Raw genomic sequence first — 26,044 nt, 5'->3', positions numbered from 1 at the left:
TTGTTATCTGCCGGGGTTCGGCGGGGCCAGGTTCCGGACACGCACGACGGCGGTTTCCACGGCTGCGGCGGCTTGCTCCAGTTCATCGCCGGTAACGGCCGAGGTGAAGCTGAAGCGCACTGCAGTCTGCGCGGTTTCGGGTGCGATGCCAAGGGCCACGAGAACCGCTGACGGGGCATCGGATCCGGCTGCACAAGCCGAGCCGCTTGAACACACCACACCATGCCGCTCAAGCTCGAGCAGCACCGACTCCCCGCTGGTGCCGGGGAAGCAGAAGGACGCAACGGACGGCAGCCGTTGGCTCCGGTGGCCAGTGAGCATGGCGTCAGGCACGTTTGCGAGAATCCGGGCAATGAAGGTTTCCCTCAGTTCCGAGACCCGGGCCGCTTGCTGCGGCTGCTCGGTGGAGGACAGCCTCAGTGCCGTGGACAATGCCACGGCCCCCGCAACGTTCTCGGTCCCTGAACGCCTGCCCCGCTCCTGACCCCCGCCATGAACAAGCGGTTCCAGGGGCAAGCGCCCCTTCGTGAAGAGGACGCCGGACCCCTTGGGCGCTCCCAGCTTGTGCCCGGAAATGCTCAGCGCGTCCGCGCCCAGCGCCTTGACGTCCAAGGGAAGCCAGCCGGCAGCCTGGACGGCGTCCGTGTGGAAGGGAACACCGTACTCGCGGGCAACGGCGGCAAGCGCGGCAACGGGCTGGACCGTGCCAACCTCGTTGTTCGCGTACATGATGCTGACCAGGGCCGTCTCCGGCCTGAGCAGGGACCGCAGCCCTTCGACCGATACCAGGCCTTCGGAGTCCACAGGCAGCACATCCACAGTGAATCCATGGACCCGCTCGAGGTACCGGGCCGATTCCTCCACGGCAGGGTGTTCGATGGCGCTGATCACCACCCGGTTCAGCGATGAGTCGGCTGCCTGCCGGGCCAGGGCGATGCCTTTGACGGCCAGGTTATCCGCCTCGGTGCCGCCCGAGGTGAACGTCACCTCTCCCGCACGGCAGTTGAGGACCTTGGCGACGGCGGACCGGGACTCTGCGAGCGCCGTGGCCGCGGTTTCACCCAGGCTGTGATGGCTGGACGGGTTGCCGAAGTCACCGCTGAGGTAAGGCCACATGGCCTCGAGTACTTCGCGGCGGACGGGTGTGGTGGCGGCGGCGTCGAGGAAGATCATGGAAAAGTCAGACGGCCGTCAGCTCGACGTCAAGGCCGAGATCCAAGGCTGCGACGCTGTGCGTGAGGCCACCAATGGAAATGACGTCCACTCCGGCCGCCGCGATTTCCGTGACCGTGCGGAGGGTGACGTTGCCGCTGGCTTCCACGATGGCCCGCCCGTCAACCTGCTTCACGCCGGCACGGAGATCCTCCAGGGAGAAGTTGTCCAGCATGATGGTGTCCACTCCCGCGGCCAGGACGGGTTCGATCTGCGCTGCACTGTCCACTTCCACCTCGAAGTGCGTGGTGTGGCCAAGCTGGGCCTTGGCCGCAGCCAACAGCCCAGTCAGTTTGGCAGGATCTCCACCGGTCATGACGGCCAGGTGGTTGTCCTTGGCCAGTACGGCGTCGGACAGGCTGTACCGGTGGTTCGCTCCGCCGCCGCAGCGCACGGCGTAGCGTTCCAGGACGCGCAGTCCGGGCGTGGTTTTCCGCGTGTCCGTGATCCTGGCGCGCGTTCCTTCCACGAGCCTGACGAACTCCGCCGTTTTGGTGGCGATGGCACTCATGCGTTGCACCAGGTTCAATCCCACCCGTTCTGCGAGCAGTACGGAACGGGCGCTGCCCGAAACGCGCGCGAGGTGCGTGCCGGCGTCGAACATTTCACCATCGGCGAGCAGCAGTTCAACCTCCGTAGCCGGGTCGATGAAGAGCATGGCGTCGCGGAACACGGTCCCGCCGCTGAAGACACCGGGTACGCGGGCGTTCAGAACTGCGGTGGCGCTCGCCTCGGCGGGGATGAGCAACTGCGAGGTGATGTCGCCGCTAGGGGCGTCCTCCGCGAAGGCCCGTTCCAGGATGTCCCGGACAGGTGCTGTGGGGAGGGTCAGGTTAGTCATTGACGAGGCTCGCTTTCCGGCTCATGGTGTAACGCTTGTCAAAATCGTCGACGGCGGCGGCGTCCAGCCAGCTGTCGCTGCGGTAGTGCGCGCCGAGGGATTCGCGCCGCTCCCGCGCCGCGTGAACGAGCAGCTGGGCTGCCAGGAGCAGATTGGCATCCTCATGCTCCCGAAGGTCCAAAGAGGCCGGAACCTCCAAGGGCATAACGCCGCTCTCCCAAGTCCCAAGAACTTCCGCGGCTCCAGCCAACAGGTCGCCGTCCCGGAGCACACCGGCATTTGCGGTCATCAGGCGGCGAAGTGCCGGGCGGGAAAACCCGTCATGACCGGCCAGGTGAGCGGGCACGTAGCCTGCCACCCCACCCAGCGGCACCGGAGGCCCCGACAGCGCCGTTGTCGCGTGGGCTGTGGGGACTCTCCGCCCGCCTGGCGGGGCTTCGGACATCCCCAGGAACCCTTCAACAGCCCGTCGCCCAAACACGAGACCCTCAAGCAACGAGTTACTGGCCAGCCGATTAGCCCCCTGCACACCGGTACAAGCGACTTCACCGGCAGCGAGCAACCCAGGAACGGATGTCCGGCCGTAGAGGTCCGTCACCACACCGCCCATCCAGTAGTGCGCGGCCGGGGCTACAGGAACGAGTTCGGTTGTCCAGTCCACTCCGGCGTGCCTGGTGCGCTCGCTGAGGGTAGGGAAGCGCTTCTCCAGGAAGCCCTTGCCGCGCTGCTCTTCGATGTTTCTGGCGTCGAGGTAGACGTGGCCGTTGGGATCACCCAGTGCGGCCAGGTGCAGGGCGATGCTGCGGGAGACGACGTCCCGCGGCGCGAGCTCTGCGTCGGGGTGGTAGGCGGGCATGAAGCGAAGCCCGTTGGCATCGACCAGGATTGCGCCTTCCCCGCGGACTGCCTCGGAAATCAGCAAGGGGTCGGTGGTTTGGATGGCTGCGGACCCGCGGGCAGGGGCCGGACGCACCATGCACGTGGGGTGGAACTGGAAGAACTCCAGGTCTGCCACTGCGGCGCCGGCGCGCCAAGCCAGGGCCAGTCCGTCCGCCGTGGCGACGGACGGGTTGGTGGTCTGCGCGAACAATTGTCCCGCTCCCCCGGTGGCGAGCAGCACGGCGTCGGCTTGGACGTGGAAGTCACGTCCTTCGTGGAGGTAGTTGACACCGGCTACCCGGTCACCGCTCCGCGCCAGGGATGTGACCTGCGCGTGTCCGATAACCTTGATCTTCCCGGCGGCCTCGGCGTCCAGGACGGTCCTGATCAGCGCAGCGGCAACTCCTGCGCCCGTGGCGTCGCCTCCGGCGTGCAGGATGCGCGGCGCGGAGTGGGCGGCCTCCAAACCCAACGAGGGATCTCCGTCGTCGTCCAGGTCGAAGCGCACACCGAAGCGCCCCAGCCCCGCGATGTCCAGCCGCGCTTCGGTGCACAGCACCCGAACCGCTTCTTCATCGCAGTGCCCTGCGCCGGCTCTGAGCGTGTCAGCGATGTGGGCGGACACGGTGTCACCGGGGGCGGGCTCGTCCAGGACAGCTGAAATGCCGCCCTGGGCGTAGAACGTGTTGCTGTCAGCGAGCGCGCCCTTGGTCAGCAGGAGGACGTCCGCACCGGCTTCGGCCGCGAGCAGGGCGGAATAGAGTCCCGCGATGCCGCTTCCGACGACGACCAGCCGCTGATGCTGCGACGCGGCGGCAAGGTTCCCTGTAGTCATGTGACGCTCTCTTCGGCTAGTCCGGTCAGGGGTGCCTGATGATCAGGCGGGCTTGGCGGCCAGCATGCGCTCCAGCGCAATCTTGGCGTTGTCCTGTACGGCGTCGTCCACGGTGATGCGGTTGACGATGCGTCCTTCCACAAGTTCCTCAAGCACCCAGGCGAGATACCCGGGGTGGATGCGGTACATGGTGGAGCACGGGCAGATGACGGGATCGAGGCAGAAGATGGTGTGTTGCGGGTTTTCCGCGGCGAGGCGGTTCACCATGTTGATCTCGGTGCCGATGGCGAACGTGGTGGGTTCGGTGGCGGCGGCGATGGCCTTCTTGATGAAGTCGGTGGAACCGGCAGAGTCGGCCGCGTCCACAACTTCCATGGGGCACTCGGGGTGCACGATCACGTTGACGCCGGGGAAGTCCTGGCGCGCCTTTTCGATCTGCCCGACGTTGAACCGCTTGTGCACCGAGCAGAAGCCGTGCCACAGAATGACCCGGGAGTCGAGCAGTGTTTGCTCGTCGTTGCCGCCCAGCTCCTTGCGCGGGTTCCACATGGGCATCTGCTCCAAGGGGACACCCAATGCCTTGGCCGTGTTGCGGCCCAAATGCTGGTCCGGGAAGAACAGCACCCGCTGGCCGCGCTCGAAGGCCCACTCCAGGACCACCTTGGCGTTGGAGGAGGTGCACACGATGCCGCCGTTGCGGCCGCAGAACGCTTTGAGCGCGGCGGAGGAGTTCATGTACGTGACGGGGATGACAGGAACGCGGCCTTGGGCGTCCGTTTCCGTGCCGAAGATTTCCTCGAGCTGCTCCCAGCATTCCTCCACGGAGTCCTCGTCAGCCATGTCGGCCATGGAGCAGCCGGCAGCGAGGTTGGGCAGGATGACAGCTTGCTCGGGGGTGGAGAGGATGTCCGCGGTTTCGGCCATGAAGTGCACCCCGCAGAAGATGATCGCTTCGGCGTCGGGCTTGGTGAGGGCCGCGTTGGCCAACTGGAAGGAGTCGCCCACAAAGTCCGCGTACTGGATGACTTCGTCGCGCTGGTAGAAGTGCCCCAGAATGACGGCGCGGTCTCCGAGGATCGCCTTGGCTGCGCGGATGCGTGTATCCAGTTCGGCGTCGCTGGCTTTTTTGTATTCTTCCGGCAGCTGGCCTTGGCGCGGCGTGGCGACAGGCGCGACATCGCTGCTGGAGGCCCCCGGGCCGTAGGCAGGTGCCCCGGCAGCGGCCTCGGCCAAGTCATATTCCCAGGGGCCTTTGGCCAGTGCCGGGCTGCAGGTGGCGCCTGCTCGTGAGAGGCCCTGCTCGGCTTCCTCGCGCGTGATCAACTGGACGGCAGTGTTGACGCTGCTCATGGTGTACTCCTGATGTCTGGCCCGAGGCCGGGCGTGCCGGTGAAGCGGTAGAGGCGTGGGGGGCGGTGTTTTCCGCCTTGGAGGTATTCACCGGTTTCTTCAATTTCCGGTGTGGCCTTGACGTGTCTGCGGAAGTTGGCGGGATCGAGCTGGCGATCCAGCACGGCTTCATAGACTTCACGGACCTGTGCGAGCGTAAAGAACTCCCCCAGCAGGTGGTAGGCGATGGAACCGTAGGCCATCTTGTTGCGCAGCCGCCACAGCGCATAGTCCACGATCGCGTTGTGGTCGAAGGCGAGCTCGCCGAGCCGGTCGGCCCGGAACCACCGCACATTCTCGGACTCGTCCGCCAAGGCAGCCTCGGTGGGTTGGACCAGTGCCCAGTAGACGATGGACACAACACGCTGGGTGGGTGACCTGTGGAGTCCCCCGAAGGCGTAGAGCTGTTCGAGGTAGTGCGGCGTGAGCCCGGTGGTCTCGCGGAGGTTCCGGGAGGCGGCGTCCTGCAATGACTCGTCATGGGCCAGCGGGCCGCCTGGCAAGGCCCACATGTCACGGTAGGGCTCGCGGATCCTGCGCACCAAGGGCAACCACAGCGTGGGACGGCCGGATTTCTCGCTGGGCCGCAGGGCGAATATCACCGTGGAAATAGCCAACGACGGCGGTGCGAGCCGCCGCTCGGCGACGTTTGCTGAGTTGGTGTTCACGGCGTTCACCTCGCTTCTTCGCCGCACGGACCACTGCTTTGGGGATCCTGATCCTTAGTTAAAGTCACATTGACTAGAACTAATGGTACGACTCATGCGGCACTTGGCAAAATGTCTTACGTCACACTGTCTTGGCGGCGGCTTCCATGAGGGGAAGCGTGCGGCCTTGAATGTGGCTGTTCAGGACGATCACCGAGGAACAGCGGACCACCGACTTGGTGGCGATCATCGCGTCCAGGACCCGCTGCATGTCCGGATTGGAGCGCGCAGCAATCCGGACCATCAGGTCAGAGTTTCCCGTCACCGTATGCACCTCGATGATCTCCGGTATGGCACCGAGGCTTTCGATGATGGCATCGTGGCCGATCTCCTGGGTGATAGTGACCGAACAGAAGGCCACCACGGGGAAACCGAAGTTCGCGGGGTCCGGCTGCGGGACCCACGACCCTATGACCCCGTTTTCAATCATCCGGTCAATCCGGGACTGCACGGTGGCCCGCGCAACCCTCAGCACACGGGAAGCCTCAAGCACTGAGGATCGCGGCGAATCCGTGAAGAAACGTACAATTTTTGCATCAAGCGCATCGACCAGCATCAAAGTTCCTGTCCCCGGGGATCCATACCCATCACATCGCCACAGCAAAAAGTGATGTATCTTACAAACTGCGAGAATTATTCCACGGCTCCTGCTGAGTCGTCGACGCCCGCTTGCCCAGCCCACGAGGCCGGCACGCCAAACCCGCATGTAATCCATAGAAGGTAGACACGCATGACAACGAAGTCCGTCGCGGCTCCTGCGCCAACATCCGGCCTCGGCCATTCACTCAAACCGCGCCAATTGACCATGATGGGGCTCGGCAGCGCTATCGGCGCCGGGCTCTTCCTGGGCTCGGGCGCAGGCGTGCAAGCCGCTGGTCCGGCCGTCCTGATTTCCTACCTCGTGGCCGGAACGCTGATCATCGTGGTCATGTGGGCCCTGGGAGAAATGGCCGCCGCCAACCCCAACAGCGGAGCGTTCTCCGTCTACGCCGAGAAGGCCATGGGCAAGACCGCCGGCGGAACCATCGGCTGGCTCTGGTGGCTCCAACTGGTTGTAGTCATCGCCGCCGAGGCACTAGGGGCCGCGGGGCTGCTGTTCTCCATCTGGCCGGTCATCCCGGTCTGGGTGCTTGCCCTGGTCTTCATGGTGGTCTTCACCGGCATCAACCTCGTAGGGGTGCGCAACTTCGGCGAGTTCGAGTTCTGGTTCGCCATCTTGAAAGTGGCGGCAATTGTCATCTTCCTGCTTATTGGCGCAGCCCTGCTGTTTGGCTGGCTTCCGAACGTCCAATCACCCGGATTGTCGGCGTTTGCAGACTTCGCACCGAACGGCATCGCCGGCATCGCCTCCGCGCTCTTCGTAGTGATCTTCGCGTTCGGCGGAACAGAAATCGTCAGTGTTGCCGCGGCCGAGACGGAAAACCCGGCCCGCAGCGTGGGCAAGGCCGTACGCACCGTGGTGTGGCGGATCCTGGTTTTCTACATCGGCTCCGTCTTCGTCATCGCCGCAGTCCTTCCCGTCGGCTCGGAGGGCCTGAAGTCGCCGTTCGCCGGCGTACTGGACGTTGCGGGCATTCCCGGCGCCGGAACCGCAATCACCCTGGTAGCAGTTGTCGCCCTGCTCTCTGCACTGAACGCCAACTTGTACGGCGCGTCGCGGATGATCTTCTCCCTGTCCGAGCGCGGGGAAGCTCCCCGCATCCTCTCCAGGCTGAACAGCGCCAAGGTTCCGGTGGCCGCCGTCGTCATATCCGTCGCGTTTGGCTTCATCGCCACTGTCCTCGAACTGCTGTTCCCCGAACACGTACTGCCCGCCCTGCTGAACCTTGTGGGGTCAACCTGCCTGGTGGTCTGGGGAACCGCCTTGGTGTCGCAGCTGATCCTGCGCCGCAGGGCCGACCGCGAAGGCACTGAGCTGCCATTGCGCATGAAGGGATTCCCGGTCCTGACCATCTTCGGCCTGGTCCTGCTGGGCATCATCCTCGCGGTGGGCTTCGCCAATCCGGAGAGCGCAGGCCAGCTGATCGGCACGTTCGCCCTGATCCTCGCTATCGCAGTGGGTTGCTTCATCAATGCCAGGGCCAAGGCCCAGCAGGTCAAATAGCCACTTGCCGGCAACACCGGAAAGGCCCTGCACGGTTCTTGCCGTGCAGGGCTTTCTCCGAAGAAACAATGCTGGAATTGCGTAGCCCACTGGCGGGTAAAGTGGTGCGTATTCACGGGGCGCCGGGCAACACCAGCACGGTCGGCGAACCGCTGATGGTGTTCGAGGTACCGGATGACACCTCCGGCATCGTGGGCACTGTTCCAAGGACGAAGCACCCAAGCGCCGGGTCCGCCCGAGCGCCTACCCGATGAGGACTGACACCATGACCGGCAGGCACACCGTGGAACAGCACAGGCACACAGTTGAGGGCACGGACCCGGGGCTGTTCGTGGAAGTGCATGAGCCCGCAACCGACTCCGGACTGCGCCCCGTTCTCCTCATCCACGGATTTTCCTCCTCCAGCAAGTTGAACTGGGCAGACAGCGGCTGGATCACCACCTTGCAGGAAGCCGGCCGGAGGGTCATCACGGTGGACCTGCCAGGCCACGGGCGGAGCCACTCCCCCGAAGACCTGGATTCCTACACGCCAAGCCGTATCCGCGCGGACCTCCTGCAAATTGTCACCGACGCCGGGGCCCGGCCCCTGCGGAACGGTGACTCATCCACGGGACTGGACGTGGTCGGTTACTCCCTGGGTTCACGGCTGGCGTGGGAATTCGGCGCTACCCAGCCGGATCTGGTCCATCGCGTAGTCCTGGGCGGACCGAGTTCAGCAGATCCGCTGGCCGCCTTCGACCTGACGGCAGCCCAGCGGCACCTGGCAGACGGCACGCCCATTGAGGACCCGTCCACTGCCGGACTGCTGAAGATGGCGCAACTGCTGCCGAGCAACAATTTGTTCGCCATGTTGTCGTTGATCGAGGCCATCAAGGGGGAACCATTCGACCCCGCCGAGGCAGCACCCCACATGCCGCTGCTGCTGGTTGCCGGTGAGAAGGACGAACGGGCAGCCACCATGCCGGAGTTGGCGTCCATCGCCGCCCGGCGAGGAGGCCTGGTGGAAACCCTGATCATCCCGGGGCGCACGCACACCAATGTCATCACCAGCCGGGCCTTCAAGGAAGCCGCGATCGAGTTCTTCGGGGTCTAAGGCCAGGCGACGTCTGCCGGTTCCAGGAATATCACCGGGTCCGGCCGAAGGCAGCTAGCGGGCCAGCCGCTCCGCATTAAGGCTCATGCGCTCCAGGACGCTCAGTGCCATGGCGTACTCGTCGATGCCGATGCCGATGGACAGATCCTGGCGGGCAGCTTCCACCAGCCGTTGGGCCTCGTGGTGCTTCTCACGGCCGCGTTCGCTCAAGGTCAGCCGGTCATCGACCATGGTGATCATGCCCCGCCCAACCAATGCTGCGAGCTCCCGCTCGCGCAACCGGACGTCGCCGCCCCAGAAGGGCTGGAGGATCTCTTCGAGTTGGTCGGGATGCAAGGCGCCTTCAGCGAGGGTGTTGAGGGTCTGCCACTGACGCCGGCTGAGTTTGATCCGGGCCAAGGTGCTGTCCAGCTGGACTTCCAGCGCGGCGTCGAGCCTCTTGATCCAATATCCGATGGGCTTGTTCACAAGGCCATGCTTCCAGTGGGCACCTCACCGGGCAAGGAGCGGACGGTAGGCTTGGAACGGTAACTGTTGACGTGGAAGTGGAGCAGATGGGCATGCGTTTCAGCGACCGGTCGGAGGCCGGCAAACGCCTGGCTGAAGGACTCCCCCAGCTCAGGGAACGGCCGGACACCATCATCTTGGGCCTGGCCCGCGGCGGGGTTCCGGTAGCAGCCGCGGCAGCGGCAGAGCTGTACCTGCCGTTCGGCGCTGTCCTGGTCCGCAAACTGGGCATTCCCGGCCGGGACGAGACCGCCTTCGGCGCGCTGGCGTGGGCGCAGGGCGACATCCTCCGGATCGTCAATAAACCGTTGAAGGCGCTCATCCTCGCCCACGGCATCTCACAATCCGCCCTGGACACCGTGGAAGCCCACGAACGCTCTGAGCTCCTGCGCCGGGCCCGGCAGTACCCTGGCATCGACCATGACCTGCGTGGCAAGACGGTAGTGCTGGCCGATGACGGACTGGCCACTGGAGCCACCATGCGCGCCGCAGTGGAGGCCGTCCGGGCTTCCGGCGCTCGGACCGTGGTGGCCGCTGTTCCTGTGGCGTCCCTGGAGGCATCGACGTCGCTGGCACGGGTGTGCGACCACGTGTTCGCCCTCCATACGCCCGGAAAGTTCCATGCCGTGGGGGCTTTCTATGAGCGGTTCGAGCAGTTGTCCGACGACGACGTCGTGAATCAGCTCGAAGGAACCGGCGCCCGCGGCAGGTGACCAGGGCGTTGTTTGGACGCAGGAAAGACGGGCGCGGCCCCTGGGGACCGCACCCGTCTTTCGTGTTCTACTCCCCGTGGAGCACTAGTGGTGAGCGCTGAAACCCAGCGGCCGCCCCTTGGTTTCCTTTGCAAGGATCACGCCTACTGCGGAGATGATGCAGAGGCCCATGATGTAGAGGCCCACCGAGCCGGACCACTTGGTGGAATCCAGGAGCGCCTGCGCGATCAACGGAGCAAAGGCGCCGCCCAGGATCGCACCCAAGGCGTAGCCGATGGAAATTCCGGAGTAGCGAACCTGAGCCGGGAACATCTCGGCATACATGGCGGACATCGGGCCATAGGACAGACCCAGGCCGATGGTCAGGACGAACAATGCAGTTCCGTAAAGCACTATGTCCTTGGAATCGATCAGCACGAACATGGGAATCATCCAGGCAAAAACCAGCCCATAGCCGATCAGGAACGTCTTCACGCGGCCGATCTTGTCCGACAACCAACCGCCGACCATGGTGAAGATGAGCCAGCCGAACGACGCGACGGTGGTGGCCAGCAACACCTGCGGCAGCGGCATCTTCAGCGCCTTGGTGGCGTAGGAGATGAAGAAGGCGATCAGGAGGTACCCGGCGGCATTATTGGCGATGAAGATCATGGCCGCAAGGATGACTTCCTTCTTGTTCTTGCGGAAGAGCTCGCCCAGCGGCGCCTTGCTTTCCGCCTTGCGCTGCGCGATCTCCTTGAACACAGGGCTTTCGCCAACAGCACGCCGGATCAGGTAGCCCACCACAATCAGGACCACCGAGAGCAGGAACGGGACGCGCCAACCCCAGGCCGCGAAGTCTTCCTTCGACATGCCGGACTGCAGGAAGAACAGGAGGCCGGTTGCAAGGATCATGCCGATCGGAACACCGATCTGCGGGTAGGCGCCGAAGAGCCCACGCTTCTGGATGGGGGCGTGTTCTACCGCCATCAGTGCGGCACCGCCCCATTCGCCGCCAGCGGAGAAGCCTTGGACAACCCGAAGGGTAATCAGCAGTACGGGGGCCCAGACGCCAATGGTGTCGTAGGTCGGGAGGACGCCGATCAGTGCCGTGGCCGCACCCATCATGACCAGGGTCATGACCAGGACCGCCTTACGGCCCAGGCGGTCGCCGAGGTGACCGGCGATGGTTGCCCCGAGTGGTCGGAACAGGAAGCTGATGCCGATCGTGGCGAACGACAGGAGCTGCGCAACCCCCGGGTTGGACTTCTCCAGCGGAGAGAGGAACAGTGGCGCCAGCAGCGTTGCGGTGAGCTGGGCGAAGATGAAGAAGTCGTACCACTCGATGGTGGTGCCCACCAGTGTCCCGGCAAGGACCCGGCGCTCCTCGCGCTTACTGCTGGGTCCTGACGGAGAATCGACAGTGGAAGTTGCGGTCATTGGAACTCCATGGGGTGAGAGTGACTGGTCGGCGCGTGACGTGCATTAACCGACAGAACGGTCAGTTAGGAAAGAATACTACAGTCTGTGACCCAACGCACAGGCCTCTGGGGGCGAGTTCTATAATCGAATAGGTGATTCCACTATGGAACCGCCTCACGTCGCCTCGCAGCACCTCAGCGCCGTGGAAACCTCACCGCACCATAGGATGGTTCGCATGAATCCCCGCACCGACGTCACGGGCCACCAGGAAGCAGCGACGCAAGCACCGCCGTCGCAAACCCTCTCGCGGGGAATCCGTGCCTTGGAGATCCTCGCTGCGGCCGAACGCCCCCTCAGCATCGCCGAACTCACCGAGGCCCTGGGCGTGCACCGCTCGGTTGCATATCGGATCCTCCGGACGTTGGAAGACCACTCGCTCCTCCTCCGGGACGACTCCGGGCGCGTACAACCAGGCCCTGGACTGGCAGTCCTGGCCAGGGGCGTTTCACGAAACCTCCAGACCGCCGCCTTGCCCGAAATCACGCAACTGGCGAACACCCTGCACATGACTGCCTTCGTTGTGGTCTGGGACCATCAGGAGTGCGTCAACCTGGTCACCGTCGAGCCGCGGCACTCCGGCGCCGCCTTGGCACAGCATCCGGGAAACCGCCACCCGGTTGGCACGGGCGCGCCCGGTATCGCCATCCAATCCACCATGACCGAGGAGCGCTGGCACCAGGTCGGCGCCGGGATTCCCTACCGCCCCGAAGCACACGAGGCACGACGCGTCGGCTACGCCACCAGCCACGACGAAGTCATCGCAGGACTGTCCTCCATCGCCGCCCCCATCCGGGTACCTGGCGGACGGCCGGCCGCGATCGCCGTCGTCTATATCCGCCTCGACCAAGATGCTGACGCCGTAGGCAAGGCACTGGCCGCCAGCGCCGCGCGGATCGAAAGCCAGATGGCCTGAACCTTTCCTTCCAGGTCAAGCGATGTGCCCCACGGCACAAGACCGTCAGCCGCGATGCACCGAATACTCGAAGAAGGACCGGACACACCGTCCGGTCCTTCTTTCGAGCACGAGAAGGAATCCATGAGCCTGAATCTTCTTGACACTTCCAACTGGCTGCCGCTGGACGGCTTGGCCCCCGGCTTCGACGCCAACAAGGCCGCCACCGTCCATGACCTGGCTGGACACCAGTTTTCCGTACGCAGTGATGGCGGACCCATGACGTTCAACTTCGACGACGAAGAAGTCCACTGGGCCGCGGCCGGGCACGCCGGGACGTCCGCTTACGAAGCCTTTGCCGTAGCCGACGAACTGTACTACGCCCAATGGCAGTGTCCGCTGGAGCCGGACCTCGCCATTTCATTGGTGGTGGACCTCAGCAACGGACGAGCGCTGTACATTGGCGCCTCCCTCGGCGCAGCAAGCCGCTCCAGCCTGGCCGTCCGGCACGAATTCCGCCCCGGGACGCTGGAGGGTTTCACCGTCCGGGGCCAAGCCATCACCGAGAGCACCGCCCTCATCGGGCGCCGGGTTGAATGGGTGTACAGCGACTCCCACGCCTACGAGCACATCTACCTCAGCCCCACTTGGTACACCTGGCAATGCCTGGCGGGCCCGGAGCGGGGGCTGGCAGACACCGATTCCAACACCGTGTACCAAGTCCGCCCCGGAATCTTCGTCTTCACCTGGCGGGAGAAGGTCATCCCCTGCGGCTCCGTCACTGTTGCCGACCACCGCGATGTCCGCGCCATCCGGTCCCACGGCAGCCTCTTCGGCTGGAACGAGGCAGGCACAGAGCCCGTGCACTTCACTTTCGGTGCTCATGGCCGCCTGATCAGCGTCACCCGGCACAGCCCGGATCTGGACCCTTCAAAGTAGCAGTGCCAAAGGCCAACCAGCAGTGCAAACAAGGAGGCCCCGGCATGCCGGGGCCTCCTCTTTGGTCTGGTGCGTTAGTCCTCGGAACCGTGGCCGATCCGCGCATACACGGCTGGATGCGAACGGCGAAGGCGCAAGCCCCACACAATTCCCACCACGCCGGGAAGCAGCACCAGCGCAGGCAGGACGAACGATGCCGCCGTTGACTCGGTTTGCCCCAGAAGAACGTTGAAGTTGGCGATGATGAGTACAAAGACAACTGCGAGCAGCACAAAACCCAGGGCGGGGGCGATCACGCGGACCCACAGGCTTGCTCCGTGCTGCTGCCTGCGGAAGAAGCCGATGACCGCCACAGACACCACAGTCATCAACAGCACCAGGCCCATGGCACCGCTGTTGGTCAGCCACGTGAACATGGTCAGCACCGGGTAAAGGTCGCCAAGCTCGGAACCGGATCCAGCGATGGCAAAAGCGACAGTTACGACGACGGCGATCACCGTCTGGGCCAACGAACCCGCGAAGGGCGCCCCGCTGTTAGTGCGGACCTTGGCGAGGGAAGACGGCAGGACGCGCTCACGGCCGAGTGAGAAGAAGTACCGCGCCACGGCGTTGTGGAAGCTGACCAAGGCGGCAAAGAGGCTGGTGACGAACAGAAGTTGAGCAATGTCGCTGAGCAGCACTCCCCCGTTGGCCCCGAGGAAGGCGAAAATCATGTCCGGACCGTTGTTGGTGGCCGTTTCGATGACAGCGGAGGGGCCGGCACCCACGGTCATGGCCCAGGCTGAGATGGCGTAGAACACTGCGATGATTCCCACGGCCGCGAACGTGGCTCGTGCCACCGTGCGCTGGGGGTCCTTGGATTCCTCGCCGTAGATAGCGGCAGACTCGAAACCCATGAAGGCGGCGATACCGAAGGACAGGACCGCCCCGATGCCGGGAACGAACAAGCTGGCGGGACTGAAAGCCACCGCACTGACTCCTTCCGGAGCCACGGCCAGGCTGATGACGTCGTAGACGATGACCACCAGGAACTCGAGGGCAACCAGGACGCCCAACACTTTGGCGGATAGGTCAACCCTGTTGACTCCCAGCCAGCCCACAATGGCGATGCACACCAGAACCGGAATCCACCAGGGAACACTGATTCCCAGCCGTGCTGAGAGCAGCGATGAAACAGTGAAGCCGAACAGGCCGTAAATGCCAACCTGCATCAGGTTGTACGCCATCAAAGCCACCAGCGATGCGCCGACGCCGGCCGGCCTGGAAATGCCTTGGGCGATGTAGGCGTAGAACGCCCCGGCATTGGTGACGTAGCGGCTCATGGCGGCATAGCCCACTGCGAACAGGGCAAGGATGCCGCCGAGGACCAGGAAGGACAGGGGCACGCCCAACACTCCGGTGACCGCGAACGTGGTGGTCACGCCGCCGGCCAGTACGGTGAGCGGCGCCGAGGCCGCGATGATCATGAAAGTCACAGCTGGCACGCCAAGGCGTCTCTTGGATATTGCGGGTCCGGCGGTCCTGCCCTTGACTGGGTTGTCCACGCTCATAGTCTGCTCCTGCCTCGGTGCCACGGGAGATGTGCGCGGCACGGTGTCGGTCATTCCGCAATCTTCCACCGCGCGAGGGCCTAGTGACTTGTCTCACAAAGCAGGGTGTTTGTCGGTGCACGCACGCACCTTCGGCACAACAGCCGCAGTGTAGAATCGTGGGCAAGCTCACGTCCGCTCCAACTGCCCTCCGGTGGCAGTGGCATGCGGGAGCACGGGCTGTGAAAGGGAGTTGGATGACCGTCGCGGCTGATACGGGCCCCGCAACCGTGGAAACCATCGTGGCGGAGTCGTTCCAGGAGTGGAGCAGGGCAATCTCTGCCTCCTTCGTACCGTTGCTGGCCAAAGGCCCAGGCCAAGCGGCATTTCACGGAACCATGCGGGCCAGGGTCCTGGGCCAGATCTCCGTCGTGGAAATCACCGCCGGACCCCACACCGTCCTGCGCACCCCGGAGCTGATCGCCAAATCCACGGGTCGCTTCTTCAAACTCAGCATCCAATTGGCGGGCTCCGGGCGCTTGGTTCAGGACGAGCGGGAAGCTGTGCTGCGCCCCGGCGACCTCTCCATCTACGACACCTCCCGCCCGTACCAGCTAACGTTCGACGACGACTTCCGCACTTTGGTGCTCATGTTCCCGCACGTTTTGCTCGACTTGCCCGCCGAGGCCATGGGGCATGTGACTGCCCTGCGCATCCCGGGAGACGAAGGCCTGGGCGAACTCATCAGCCCGTTCCTGGTGAAACTGGCCGACAACCTTGAGGCCCTGTCGGGGACCAACGGCCTGCGTTTGGTCCACAATGCCCTGGACCTGGTGACTACGCTGTTCAATGGTGAACTCGACCAACTGATCGAGACCGGCCGGGACCCGCACCTCCTGCTTCTGGGCCGGATCCACGACTACATCGAAGCCAACCTCGGCGATCCCGAGCTCTCCCCCGGAACCATAGCCGCTGCGCACTACATCTCCACCCGGCACCTGCACGATCTCTTCCAGGAAATTGGCACCACGGTGGCCTCCTCCATCCGGCAGCGCCGGCTTGAACGGTGCCGGCGGGACCTCAGGGATCCCGTGCTGGCCGATCGCCCCGTCACCGCCATCGCCGCGCGCTGGGGATTCACCGACGCCGCCCACTTCAGCCGGATCTTCAGGGCCGCCTTCGGGAACTCCCCCACCGGCTACCGCAACGGCGATTGACGGCTCCTGAACCGAAAGCCCGGCAGCCGCAGTCGGGTAGTCGATATGCGGCAGTTGCTACGCGGCCGCCGTCGGAGCCGTCCCTTGGTCCGTCAGGGCGGCCATCTCCTCCAGCACCCGCTTGTTCAGCTCCGGGATCGACGGCATCAGCATGCAGCACTTGACCGACCCCGGCGAAGAACGGTCCATGCGATTGGTGGAACTTATGGCGCTGTCCCTCGCCGGAGCGCTCGACTACGCCTGAGACCTGCGCCTCATCACCAGGGACGTGAGAACTCCCAGGAGCAACAGACCGGCCGCGGCCGCCATGGAAACCACGAACGCCGCACCGGGACCCTGCGTTTCGGCCAACTGTCCGGCCAGGTAGGAGCCCAGCGCCGTTCCGGCCACGATCCCGCTCGCGAGGGCCGTCATGACCGTCGCCATTCGACCCGCCGGCGCAACTACGCCGCCGATGCTGAACACAGTTACCATCACTGGTCCCACCGGGATGCCGAGAATGAGCAGCACGAAGACCATGGGCCAGATTCCGGTGGGCAACAGCAACAGCAAAGACAACACAGCCATGGCGAAGGCCGCCACCACCCAGCGTGAAGCCAGGCTGAAGCGTTGGGGCCAGAACGCCACGGACAGCGCCGCAACGGCTGAGCTCAAGCCCATCACCGCGTACATGAGTCCGGCGATCTCGGCCGTGGCAAACTGCGCCGAGAAAGCACTGAGCGCGTTCTGCGTTGCACCAAAGAAAGTACCCATGCACACCATCGCGACAACCGGTACTGCCACCACTGCACCGGCCCACCGGCTGCGGCGCGACGGAGCTGCCTGCGTGGCTTGCTCCCCCGAAACCACGACGCCGGCGGCTGGCTTCCGCGGCGCGGGCACCACGGCATCCTGGCTGGGGTGCACGGCGAAGGCCGGAACGAGGGTGATGGTCATGGCAGCGGCCAGAGCGAGCGGCAACCATGGCGCAACGAGGCTTGCCAGAACCCCGACCAGGGCCGGCCCCAGGACAAATGTCACCTCATCCGCTGTGCCTTCGTAGGACAACGCGGTGTCCAAATCGGCGCGGTTGGAAGCGACACTCCTGCTGCCGCTGGCAGCTGTGGGCGAAAGATTGCGCGTTGTCAGCGCCATCCAGCGCACCCGGGCCATCGGCCCTACCTGCGGGCAGCTTGCACCAGCAAGGAAGGCTGCGATAAGGACGCCCACGGCGTCGCCCACCGAGCCATATCCGGGCGTCATGTAGGCCGCTGCCAGGAGTCCCAGTACGGCCAGGGTGTTGACGACGGCCGCCACGAGCAGCACTCTGCGTTGGCCCGCACGGTCAGCCAAGGAGCCCAGGATCGGCGCGCCCAAGGCCGAACCGATACCTACGGCGCCGGCAGCCATACCGCCGATTGCATAGGAATGGCTGACTGCGGTCACCAGCGTCAGCGTGCCAACTGTCAGCATGGCGAGGGGAAGCCGGGCGAAGAGGCCCAAGGGCAGGAAACCTGGGCCGGCAAGTTCAGGAAGACGCCCAAAGCGGCCTGGCAGGCGCGACTTGCGGGCAGGTGCCGACGACAAGGGTTGGGAGGCCAAAATAGATTTTTCCATTAATCCGGGTTCGCTAAAGTTTGCGCATCGTCCCTCCTCCCGATGCGCGCGACCCGGTGTAACGGATTAAGTCTATCGGATCCTGCTCAGGGGGAAACCGTTTCTGCAATCCGGATACTCGAACCGTTCCGACCCTTGACCACTTGAAGCTGATTGCTGATCCGTTGCTTCATTTCGGCAACGTGGCTCACCAGCCCCACCACCCTGCCGCCGTCGCGCAGTCCCTCCAAGGCGTCCATCACTTGCTCAAGTGCTTGCTCGTCCAAGCTGCCGAAGCCTTCGTCCACGAACAATGTTTCAATGTCCACCCCGCCGGCTTCCTGCTGCACGACGTCCGCCAGGCCCAAGGCCAGGGCCAGGGACGCCATGAAGGACTCGCCGCCGGAGAGGGTGGAGGTATCGCGCCGCTGTCCCGTCCACTCGTCCACGACCTCCAGCCCGAGGCCGGATTTCTGGTTGCGGGCAGCCCTGGCATCGGTGTGCTGCAGCGTGTAGCGGCCATCGCTCATGGCTACAAGCCTTTCGGAGGCCGCGATGGCAACCTGTTCCAGCCGCGCCGCAAGGACATAGCTGTTCAGGCTCATTCGGTAGTTGTTGTCTCCAGCACCCCGGACAGTGTCAGCCAATTCGGCCAGCAGGCGGGCCCGCTCACGAGGTTCGCGTCCGGCCTGGGCCAGTTTCCCGTAGGCAACACGGATGCGGAGCACCGCCTCGGCGGACTTTCCCGCAAGCCCGGCCTCAAGGGCCGCAGCCTTGGCCTGGTCCGCAGCAGTGAACGCCCGTTGCTTCGCGCCCGCCAAATCGGCTTCGTCCAAGGGAAGCTCACCAATGCTGGCTTCCTTGGCGGCCAGGACGAGGTCCTCGCCGGCGAACAGCTCATCCAGACGGGCAGTTTCGGCGTCAAAGTCGGCCAGATCCTGCTCCAGTCCCACCACATCGGCTGGTGACAGAAGCTCTCGGCGGGCTTCATCCGCGGCGCCGAACCCGGCGGCCGGCAATGCCTTTTCGAGGGAGCTCATGGCGCCTTCCTTGGCCTGCCGTGCACGTCCGACTTCACGATCCGCAGCTGCCGCCGCCTCAAAGAGTGCACGCTCGGTGTCCAGGGCTTCCAAGCGTTGACGCAGGCTGGGGAAGTCGCCCCTAAGGCCAGTGAGATCGGTTTCCAAGGCAACGCGCTGCTCCTGAAGCAGCACCGCAGCTGAGGCCGCCTGAACTGATGCCGCCGCATAGTCTGCGTTTTCGGCCTGCAGGTGGTCGATGCGCTTGGTCAGGGCCTCGTGTGTATTGCGGAGCTGGTCCAGGGCCGCTGCTGCCTTTCGAGCCTCCGAGACCGCCTCCTGGGCAGACACCAGGCGGGAGGCAGCCTCAACCGCATCAGCGGAACCGCCCCGCGCCTCCAGCCCTGCAACGACTTGGGCTGCCTGGGAAAGTTTGCCGGCGAGGAGCCCGAGTGCTTTTTCGCTGCCTTCGAAGAGTTGCCTGGCTTCTTCTTCCTCGTGGGCAATGGATAGTGCCGACCGCGCAGCCGCTGCCGGGTTCGGGTGTTCTTCGCTGCCGCACACGGCGCACGGCTTGCCGGTTTCCAGTGCCGCGGCCAGTTCTCCTGCTGCATTGGCCAGCCGTAGTTCGCGCACATCCAACCATCTCTGCCGGAGGTCCTGGGTTGCGGTGCGGGCGGCTCGGTGGTCCTCGGTGATGGTTTCCAGCTCGGCGGAAGCAGTGGTGTGTCGTGACACGATATCCACGAGCTCCGCCGCATCGGCTGCTTCCCGCCCGAGGGCCGCCACGTTGTCGGCAATCAGCTTCAACGCATCGAATCCGGATTCCGTGGCTGAGGCTTCTTCGCGCAGCTTCTTCAAGCTGGCCGAGGCAGCGTCCGCGGACGCCTGGTGTTCACTGTGTTCACGGTTCTTGGCTGACACTCGGGCAGCGATTTGTTCCATGCGCTGCTCGTCAGGAAGCCGTGCCTCCAGGACTGCACGTGTTGCGTTCACAACCTCTAGGGCTTCGGCGGGGTTCGCGGTGTCCAATCCGGCCGCTTCCAGCTGCGCCAGGATGCCCGCCACATGAGCCACCGCTGCCTGGTACTTCCCGGCCGTCGAGTCGGCCGCCTCCAGATGACCGCTCAGGACGGCAGCACGGCGGTGCCTGCCGAGCATTTCCTTGTTTTCAAGTGCCCGAGGCGCGGCCAGTTCAAGGAGGACGCGCCGCTGCATTGCCGCACCCAGCCGGCTGTGGCGCAGCGATTTGTCCTGGGCATCCTGGAATTCCTCAGCGAGGCGGCCGGCCAGGGATTCTGCTGCCGTAGCGTGCTCTTGCCGGCGATGCCATTCGTGGTGCACGTCCACCTCGGCCTCTTCAAGCCACGCCTCGGGATCCTGGCCAGCGGAAGGACCGGCGGCAGCAACTGCCTGCCCTTCGGCGGGCAGGGAAAGTCCCAGCTGATCGCACTCGGCCGCAACCCTGTCCAGCAACGCCTTGAGTTCACCGGCGTTGTCCTGCACGGCTCGTACAGCTTCGGCAGCCTGGCGGGCCAGCTGACGCTCAACAGCTTCAAAGCGCTGGGTACCGAAAAGCTTCTGAAGGAGTTCCAGGCGGTCGCTGGCCTTGGACCGTAGGAAGGCCGCAAAGTCGCCTTGGGGCAGCATGACTACCCGCGTGAACTGTTCCCGGTCCATTCCGAGGACGTCGGAGAGCTCAGCCCCGACTTCGTCATTTCTGGACGACTTTTCTTCCCAGTTTCCAGCCACCAGTTCCCGCAGGAGAGTCTTGGCCTGCTGCGTGGTGAAGCCGTTGCGGCCCCGCGCGCTCGGGCGGTCCCAGGCGGGCGACCGTGACACTTGGAAACGCCGGCCGCGGGCTGAGAACTCGCAGACCACGCGCGGCTCGGCGCCAGGGGCAGCGTGATCGCTGCGCAGGCGCTTGCCTTCTTGGCGCACCCCGGGGACGGAGCCGTACAGGGCAAAGCAGATGGCATCCAGAATGCTGGTCTTCCCGGCTCCTGTGGCTCCGTTGAGCAGGAAGATGCCCTGTGCACTCAAGGCGTCAAAATCTATGTGCTGGGCGGTGGCAAACGGGCCGAATGCTTCAATGTCCAGGCGATGGATCCTCACAGTTCCGCCTCCTCCAAACGAACAGCTTCGAGCGCTTCCCGCAAAGCGGTTTCTTCCGCGGTTCCGGCTCCGCGGTCCCGGACATGTTGAAGGAAGCCGCAGCAAACGTCGAGGTCGTCCACAGCTCCGGCAAGGCGGCTGCTGTAGCTGGACTTGGTCTTGGCCTCAGCTCCTTCGGGGTCGAACGCCAGGACCAAGGTGTCCGGGAACCGTGCCCGGAGCTGTTCCATGGCCTGAGCCGGGCGTTGGGCGTCCGTCAAGGTGATCTGACAGTACGCGGATTCGGCCCAGGCATGGGTCTCAGCCGCCAGAAGGTCCGACAGAGTGCCACGAAGCACTGCGAGGACATGAGGAGCCTCCCAGGTGATTTCCCGGACGTCGATCCCGCCGTCAGCGTCAAGGTCCACCAACCACGCGCCCTTGTGGTGCTTCGCTTCCGAAAACGAATAGGCCAGCGGGGACCCCGAGTAGCGGACGTTGGGGGCCAACTCCTGCCGGCCGTGGAGATGCCCCAAAGCCGTGTAGGCGAAACCGTCAAAAAGATCCAACGGTACGGCACCGAGCCCTCCGATGCTGAGGTCCCGCTCGCTCTCCGAGGTGATGCCTCCGCTGGCGAAGGTATGCGCCAGGACTACCGGATACACCAAGCCGGACTCACGACGCCGTTCAACATCGCGGCGGATCCGCTCCACCGCTTTCTGGGTAACGTCGAAGTGGCTGGCGTTGTCCACACCGAGGCGGTCCGCGACGAGCCTTGGTTCAAGATAGGGAATGCCGTACACCGCGACCTCGCCGCCTGCCTCGGTGTCGATTGGCAAGACCACCGGAACGTCCAGTTCTTCGATGCGCGTCCGAAGGTGGACTCCCCCGCGTTCCAACAGACGGGAAGCAAATCCCAGCCTGATGGCGGAGTCGTGGTTTCCACTGGTGAGGACAACAGCGGCACCTGCCTGCGTGATGCGTACCAAGGCGTCGTCCAGCAGCTTGACGACGTCCAATCCCGGCAACGCACGATCATAGACATCCCCGGCAATCAGGACCACGTCAACGGATTCGGCCTCCACAAGGGACACCAACTGGTCCACAAAGCTGCGCTGCGCTTGGAGCATGCCAACGCCGTGGAATGACCGGCCAAGATGCCAATCGGAAGTATGGAGTAACCGCATATTCTCAAGCTAACCGTGGGCACCGACAAAAAAGCGCAGACAAGCCGTCCGTCGCATACCCAGACGGGTTTCTAGCCCTTCTTTCCGTCGAAGAAGTCCCGTGCGTCATCCTTGGCGGGAGCAGACGCAACCGGATGCGAGGGTGCGTCGTCAGCTTTCTCCGCAATTTCCTTGCCCTTGATGTCCTCGGATCCTCGGACGTCAGCCGTGAGGTCCTCGTCCGCGTCGAAAGCATCGTTGACGCCGTCATCGGTGCTGCCTGCAAGGGTGCCGGCCCCCGCGTCATGGCCAAGGGAGAAGCCACGGAAGCCCCTGAAGGCAAGTCCGGCGAGCGCGGCACCCATCAAGGGGGCCACCCAGAAGAGCCACAGTCCGTCCAAGGCCCACGATGGGCTGAAGAAAGCCAGGGCAGTGGCGCGGGCCGGATTGAAGGGGGTGTTGCCAAGGACCTGACCGAACTGGAGCAACACAGCCACTGCAAGGCCCACTGCGAAGGGGGCCGCGGCCGGAAGGGCACGGCGACCGGCCGTGACTCCAAGGAACACGGCAACCAGGAGGGCTGAGCCCACAACTTCAACCAGCAGGACCCCTGCCATCTGGGTTTGTGCCGCAGCATGCTCGCCGAACCCCGGCGCCACAGACCCGAAGGCTGCCCGGGCATCCGTCAGCACCGGAACAGTGAGCGTCACCAAGTAGACCAGTGCCGCGCCCACAACACTGCCAACGATTTGGGCGGCAATATAGGCCACTGCTGCCACCGCACGAATACGTCCGGCAATGAAGTTTCCCAACGTGAGTACTGGGTTGAAATGGCCGCCCGAGACGTAACCGAAGGCCAGCATGGCCACAGTCACGGTCAGGCCGGTTGCCAGGGCCGCAGGCAGCGGCGCCGACGACGGATTCGAGAAAATCGATACACCCACTGCTACGAGCACAACGAACATCGAACCGAGGGCCTCAGCCGATAGCCGGGCAAGGAGCCCCGGTTCGTGGTCGGAAGTAGCCTGTACAGGAGGGGTCATGTCGAATGATCCTTACGATTGGTTTGAAGTCCGGCGGCCGGCTCCGTTGCGCTGCGCAGCTGTTGAGCTGCGCAGCAATTGCACGGCGCAGCTCATGCACGGCACGGTGAGGTTTGCCTGGGATAGCCGGCTCAAGGGGCCGGGTTGCCCTCAAGCATCTTGCCAGCCGAATCTGGGCGGTTGCTGGGTTCCTGATTCGAGCTTAGCCGCCCAGGCTGATGGCCGCGATTGCCGTGGCGCCGAGGCCCACCACGGCCAGGGTGCTGACCAGGACCAAACGCGCGGAAGCTGCCTTGCTGCCAGCCTGGAGCTGCCGTGAGCGAACCCAGACCACGGACGCCAGGACCACGGTGGCCGCGGCTGCCATGAGCGCACAGATTCCTTGGTAATCGAGTCCAGGCAGTCCGGGCACAATGTGCCCGGTGGAGGGCTCGGATGTCAGCCAGCTCCGCCAGATAAACAGATCCACCACTACAAGCGAAATCAGTGTCCGTCGCCAGGCCAAGGTGGTTCGCTCGGGCTGCAGGCCGGGGTCACGGACGTCCATGCTCACAAGGCTTCCCTGCTCAAGAGGTCACCGTGCCACCAGGATCAGCACCGCGAAAGCGAACGCCGCAACCGCCACCACGATCGTCATGAACAGCATGACGCGGGAGAACGGCAGGGCTTGGTCGTTCCGCATGGCGGCTTCCATCTGCCCCCACCGGCGGTAGGACAGGGCGGCAAGGCCCGCTCCCACCAAGGCCAACAGCACGCACAGGATCAACCGGACGGGTTGGGGTGCGATGTTGGGAGCCAACTGGTCCACCGCTACGGCTCCGGCGAGCAATGCCAGGGAGGTGCGGATCCAGGCCAGGAAAGTTCGTTCGTTGGCCAGTGAAAACCTGTAGTCAGGTGTTTTGCCTGTTCGTCGCCAAGCAGGTTCACGCACGTTGTTCTCTCCAAGTTTCTCAATGCCGGACAGCTTCCCCACCATACCAGCGGGTAAGCGGAGGCACGGTAAGTTACTGGCATGAGTGTTGAAGCCACGGGCCCCGCTGCGCCGTCATTTGAATCCCGCGTCCATGGATCCCTTTTGGGCGGAGCTTTGGGCGATTCCCTTGGTTATGCCGTGGAATTCGACTCCGTGGCCGCGATCCGCGCGCGCTTCGGTGCCGACGGCCTTACCTCGTTCGGACAGCTCGACGACGGCCCCCACTTTTCGGACGACACGCAAATGACGTTGTACACAGTTGATGGCCTGGTGGAAGCCCTCGAATGGGCGAATGACGGTGTAGCGGCGGACGAGATCGCGTGCCTTTGGCTGGCGTACCTGCGCTGGCTAGCCACGCAGGACGTTGCCGTTTCCTCCGCAGCTCCTACCCCGCAGCCGCGGTGGATCGATGCCCAGGACGTTCTACGCCACCGTCGCGCACCCGGAAATGCCTGCCTCAGCGGCCTGGCGAGCGGGGCGATGGGCACCGTGGCACGCCCCGTAAACCCGGACTCCAAGGGTTGCGGCACCGTGATGCGTTCTGCGCCGTTCGGGCTTGTGCCCCATATCCCCCGCGAGGCGGTCTACAAGCTCAGCTCCGATGCTGCGTCGTTGACGCACGGGCACCCCTCGGCCCGGCTCAGCGCCGCGGCTTTCGGACTTCTGATCCACAACATCGTGGGTGGCAGTGACGTCCGCAGCGCCGCAATCGAGGCCCTCGGCTACGTCAACGCTGTCCCCACGAAAGCCCCTGAATTGCCGGAACGCCTTGAGGCGGCACTGCGTCTTTCGGAGGCGTCCAACCCTCTGGGCCCTGAGGAACTCACCACAGCCCTCGGTGAAGGCTGGATCGCGGAGGAAGCACTCGCCGTCGGGCTTTACGCAGTCCTGGCCACCAGCGGCAGCGAACCGGCCGATCATTTCCGCAACGCCATTGCGGTCGCCATCAACCACAGCGGCGACAGTGACTCAACGGGCTCCATCGCAGGAAACATCCTGGGAGCGTACTACGGCGATGCGTGTCTTCCGGTGGAGTGGCTGGAAGCCCTGGATGCCCCTGAGGCTGCAGTGGTGCGCGGGATGGCGGACAGGCTGCTCGCCGTGACCACCGGCTGACCAGCGTAGCTGCCTGTCCTATGCCCGGCGAAGCGTGATGTTGTTGCAGGCCTCGCAGATCTCGGCGGGGATCAGTCCGCGGCGTTGCAAGACGCCGAAGATCACGCAGCCGAGGCAGAATCCAACAAAAGACTCCAGCGCGGCGGCGACGATGAGAAGTCCCAGCAAGGCCCATGCAGCGGGCTGAAGGCCGGTGAAGAACAGAACGACGGCGGCGGTGGTCAAGGCGGCTCCGATGCCTTGGGCGAAACGCTTGGGAGGCCCTGCAACGAGCTTGGCATGCCCGATCATGGGCGCCAGGACCTTGACTGAAAGCAGGGCGAGTGGCGAGATCCGGGGGCCGAACAGCACACGGAGCCAGAAGCCAATCGCCAGGACGACCAACCCCCAACCGATCCCGCTGACCAGCGTCGCCACAGCGACCACCACAACGAGGCCTGCCGTGATCCGGGCCGCATATTCGTTGACCGGATTAGGGAAAGCGAAGACTGCCCGCCAATCAACCCCGTGCTCCAAGGAAGCCCCGGCAGGCTGGCGCACTGGCGCTTGGGGAAGGGTCGGCTTGGTCATGCACCAAGGCTAGGAGCACGGCTCATCCGGGAGGAAGCATTGTTGCGCAGTATGACCGGAACCCGTTCGGCCAGGGGCTAGACGATATGAAGTGAGGGCGTTAGGTCCCTGCCCGTCCGGTGCGGCCCATTGTCGCCGGGCGGCCGCGCAGCGCCGGCCTGGCATGGGGC

General features: G+C 64.6%; 23 protein-coding genes. 7 read left to right on the top strand and 16 right to left on the bottom strand.

Annotation, left to right across the window (positions count from 1 at the left end; genetic code table 11):
• Nucleotides 1-3: 3 nt before the first annotated feature.
• From ACFRJ9_RS17600 to ACFRJ9_RS17575, 6 genes are all read right to left on the bottom strand, one after another.
• Nucleotides 4-1,173 carry a cysteine desulfurase family protein gene (locus ACFRJ9_RS17600; RefSeq protein ID WP_377670532.1) on the bottom strand — a complete coding sequence of 390 codons (1,170 nt, stop codon included), beginning with the start codon at nucleotides 1,171-1,173 and terminating at the stop codon, nucleotides 4-6.
• 7 nt (nucleotides 1,174-1,180) lie between these two features.
• The gene (gene nadC, locus ACFRJ9_RS17595; protein ID WP_377670530.1) at nucleotides 1,181-2,053 is read right to left on the bottom strand and encodes a carboxylating nicotinate-nucleotide diphosphorylase; all 873 of its coding nucleotides are present in this window, start codon (nucleotides 2,051-2,053) and stop codon (nucleotides 1,181-1,183) included.
• Complete coding sequence (nadB, locus tag ACFRJ9_RS17590) at nucleotides 2,046-3,767, bottom strand: L-aspartate oxidase (RefSeq protein ID WP_377670528.1); 1,722 nt, start codon at nucleotides 3,765-3,767, stop codon at nucleotides 2,046-2,048. Before nadB ends, nadC begins: the two co-directional genes overlap by 8 nt.
• 42 nt (nucleotides 3,768-3,809) lie before the next feature.
• Nucleotides 3,810-5,117: a quinolinate synthase NadA gene (gene nadA / locus ACFRJ9_RS17585; protein ID WP_377670525.1), complete on the bottom strand. Its 1,308-nt coding sequence runs from the start codon at nucleotides 5,115-5,117 to the stop codon at nucleotides 3,810-3,812.
• The gene (locus ACFRJ9_RS17580) at nucleotides 5,114-5,833 is read right to left on the bottom strand and encodes an NUDIX domain-containing protein (protein WP_377670523.1); all 720 of its coding nucleotides are present in this window, start codon (nucleotides 5,831-5,833) and stop codon (nucleotides 5,114-5,116) included. Before ACFRJ9_RS17580 ends, nadA begins: the two co-directional genes overlap by 4 nt.
• A gap of 112 nt (nucleotides 5,834-5,945) precedes the next feature.
• Nucleotides 5,946-6,419 (bottom strand): Lrp/AsnC family transcriptional regulator, encoded by a 474-nt coding sequence (locus tag ACFRJ9_RS17575; protein WP_377670520.1) that lies wholly within the window; start codon nucleotides 6,417-6,419, stop codon nucleotides 5,946-5,948.
• Between the two features lie 174 nt (nucleotides 6,420-6,593).
• On the opposite strand from ACFRJ9_RS17575, the gene ACFRJ9_RS17570 reads away from it, so the two are divergent.
• Together ACFRJ9_RS17570 and ACFRJ9_RS17565 are read left to right on the top strand one after the other, a co-directional pair.
• Nucleotides 6,594-7,967: an amino acid permease gene (locus ACFRJ9_RS17570; protein WP_377670518.1), complete on the top strand. Its 1,374-nt coding sequence runs from the start codon at nucleotides 6,594-6,596 to the stop codon at nucleotides 7,965-7,967.
• 265 nt (nucleotides 7,968-8,232) lie between these two features.
• The gene (locus ACFRJ9_RS17565) at nucleotides 8,233-9,060 is read left to right on the top strand and encodes an alpha/beta fold hydrolase (RefSeq protein WP_377670516.1); all 828 of its coding nucleotides are present in this window, start codon (nucleotides 8,233-8,235) and stop codon (nucleotides 9,058-9,060) included.
• Between the two features lie 54 nt (nucleotides 9,061-9,114).
• Here ACFRJ9_RS17565 and ACFRJ9_RS17560 read toward each other — a convergent pair whose 3' ends face one another.
• Nucleotides 9,115-9,528: a MarR family transcriptional regulator gene (locus tag ACFRJ9_RS17560; RefSeq protein WP_377670513.1), complete on the bottom strand. Its 414-nt coding sequence runs from the start codon at nucleotides 9,526-9,528 to the stop codon at nucleotides 9,115-9,117.
• A gap of 71 nt (nucleotides 9,529-9,599) precedes the next feature.
• Here ACFRJ9_RS17560 and ACFRJ9_RS17555 point away from each other — a divergent pair, with 71 nt between their 5' ends.
• Nucleotides 9,600-10,280, top strand: a complete 681-nt coding sequence (locus ACFRJ9_RS17555; protein WP_377670510.1) for a phosphoribosyltransferase — start codon at nucleotides 9,600-9,602, stop codon at nucleotides 10,278-10,280.
• A gap of 84 nt (nucleotides 10,281-10,364) precedes the next feature.
• Here the strand turns inward: ACFRJ9_RS17555 and ACFRJ9_RS17550 are convergent, their stop codons facing one another.
• On the bottom strand, nucleotides 10,365-11,699 hold the full coding sequence (locus tag ACFRJ9_RS17550; RefSeq protein WP_377670507.1) for an MFS transporter: 1,335 nt from the start codon (nucleotides 11,697-11,699) through the stop codon (nucleotides 10,365-10,367).
• A gap of 208 nt (nucleotides 11,700-11,907) precedes the next feature.
• On the opposite strand from ACFRJ9_RS17550, the gene ACFRJ9_RS17545 reads away from it, so the two are divergent.
• Together ACFRJ9_RS17545 and ACFRJ9_RS17540 are read left to right on the top strand one after the other, a co-directional pair.
• Nucleotides 11,908-12,654, top strand: a complete 747-nt coding sequence (locus tag ACFRJ9_RS17545; RefSeq protein WP_377670704.1) for an IclR family transcriptional regulator — start codon at nucleotides 11,908-11,910, stop codon at nucleotides 12,652-12,654.
• A 123-nt stretch (nucleotides 12,655-12,777) separates the two neighbouring features.
• Nucleotides 12,778-13,572 (top strand): MoaF C-terminal domain-containing protein, encoded by a 795-nt coding sequence (locus ACFRJ9_RS17540; RefSeq protein WP_377670504.1) that lies wholly within the window; start codon nucleotides 12,778-12,780, stop codon nucleotides 13,570-13,572.
• Between the two features lie 74 nt (nucleotides 13,573-13,646).
• Here the strand turns inward: ACFRJ9_RS17540 and ACFRJ9_RS17535 are convergent, their stop codons facing one another.
• Complete coding sequence (locus tag ACFRJ9_RS17535; protein WP_377670502.1) at nucleotides 13,647-15,122, bottom strand: APC family permease; 1,476 nt, start codon at nucleotides 15,120-15,122, stop codon at nucleotides 13,647-13,649.
• A 236-nt stretch (nucleotides 15,123-15,358) separates the two neighbouring features.
• Here ACFRJ9_RS17535 and ACFRJ9_RS17530 point away from each other — a divergent pair, with 236 nt between their 5' ends.
• Complete coding sequence (locus ACFRJ9_RS17530) at nucleotides 15,359-16,318, top strand: helix-turn-helix domain-containing protein (RefSeq protein ID WP_377670500.1); 960 nt, start codon at nucleotides 15,359-15,361, stop codon at nucleotides 16,316-16,318.
• A gap of 234 nt (nucleotides 16,319-16,552) precedes the next feature.
• Here ACFRJ9_RS17530 and ACFRJ9_RS17525 read toward each other — a convergent pair whose 3' ends face one another.
• The 6 genes from ACFRJ9_RS17525 to ACFRJ9_RS17500 all read right to left on the bottom strand — a co-directional run bounded on the left by ACFRJ9_RS17525 (nucleotide 16,553) and on the right by ACFRJ9_RS17500 (nucleotide 24,146).
• Nucleotides 16,553-17,914 (bottom strand): MFS transporter, encoded by a 1,362-nt coding sequence (locus ACFRJ9_RS17525; RefSeq protein WP_377670497.1) that lies wholly within the window; start codon nucleotides 17,912-17,914, stop codon nucleotides 16,553-16,555.
• A gap of 86 nt (nucleotides 17,915-18,000) precedes the next feature.
• Complete coding sequence (locus ACFRJ9_RS17520; protein WP_377670494.1) at nucleotides 18,001-21,027, bottom strand: AAA family ATPase; 3,027 nt, start codon at nucleotides 21,025-21,027, stop codon at nucleotides 18,001-18,003.
• On the bottom strand, nucleotides 21,024-22,193 hold the full coding sequence (locus tag ACFRJ9_RS17515) for an exonuclease SbcCD subunit D (protein WP_377670492.1): 1,170 nt from the start codon (nucleotides 22,191-22,193) through the stop codon (nucleotides 21,024-21,026). The genes ACFRJ9_RS17520 and ACFRJ9_RS17515 overlap by 4 nt, the downstream gene beginning before the upstream one ends.
• 71 nt (nucleotides 22,194-22,264) lie before the next feature.
• The gene (locus ACFRJ9_RS17510) at nucleotides 22,265-23,215 is read right to left on the bottom strand and encodes an MIP/aquaporin family protein (RefSeq protein ID WP_377670489.1); all 951 of its coding nucleotides are present in this window, start codon (nucleotides 23,213-23,215) and stop codon (nucleotides 22,265-22,267) included.
• A gap of 202 nt (nucleotides 23,216-23,417) precedes the next feature.
• Complete coding sequence (locus ACFRJ9_RS17505; RefSeq protein WP_377670701.1) at nucleotides 23,418-23,762, bottom strand: DUF202 domain-containing protein; 345 nt, start codon at nucleotides 23,760-23,762, stop codon at nucleotides 23,418-23,420.
• 27 nt (nucleotides 23,763-23,789) lie between these two features.
• Complete coding sequence (locus ACFRJ9_RS17500; protein ID WP_377670487.1) at nucleotides 23,790-24,146, bottom strand: YidH family protein; 357 nt, start codon at nucleotides 24,144-24,146, stop codon at nucleotides 23,790-23,792.
• 81 nt (nucleotides 24,147-24,227) lie between these two features.
• On the opposite strand from ACFRJ9_RS17500, the gene ACFRJ9_RS17495 reads away from it, so the two are divergent.
• Complete coding sequence (locus tag ACFRJ9_RS17495) at nucleotides 24,228-25,304, top strand: ADP-ribosylglycohydrolase family protein (RefSeq protein WP_377670484.1); 1,077 nt, start codon at nucleotides 24,228-24,230, stop codon at nucleotides 25,302-25,304.
• Between the two features lie 18 nt (nucleotides 25,305-25,322).
• Here ACFRJ9_RS17495 and ACFRJ9_RS17490 read toward each other — a convergent pair whose 3' ends face one another.
• Nucleotides 25,323-25,874, bottom strand: a complete 552-nt coding sequence (locus ACFRJ9_RS17490) for a DUF4395 domain-containing protein (protein WP_377670481.1) — start codon at nucleotides 25,872-25,874, stop codon at nucleotides 25,323-25,325.
• Nucleotides 25,875-26,044 lie beyond the last annotated feature (170 nt).

It is taken from the genome of Paenarthrobacter sp. NPDC056912 (genome assembly GCF_042786555.1).
GTDB lineage: Bacteria > Actinomycetota > Actinomycetes > Actinomycetales > Micrococcaceae > Arthrobacter.
Note: the sequence above shows the minus strand (reverse complement) of the source record. Positions and strands in the feature narration are given on the sequence as shown.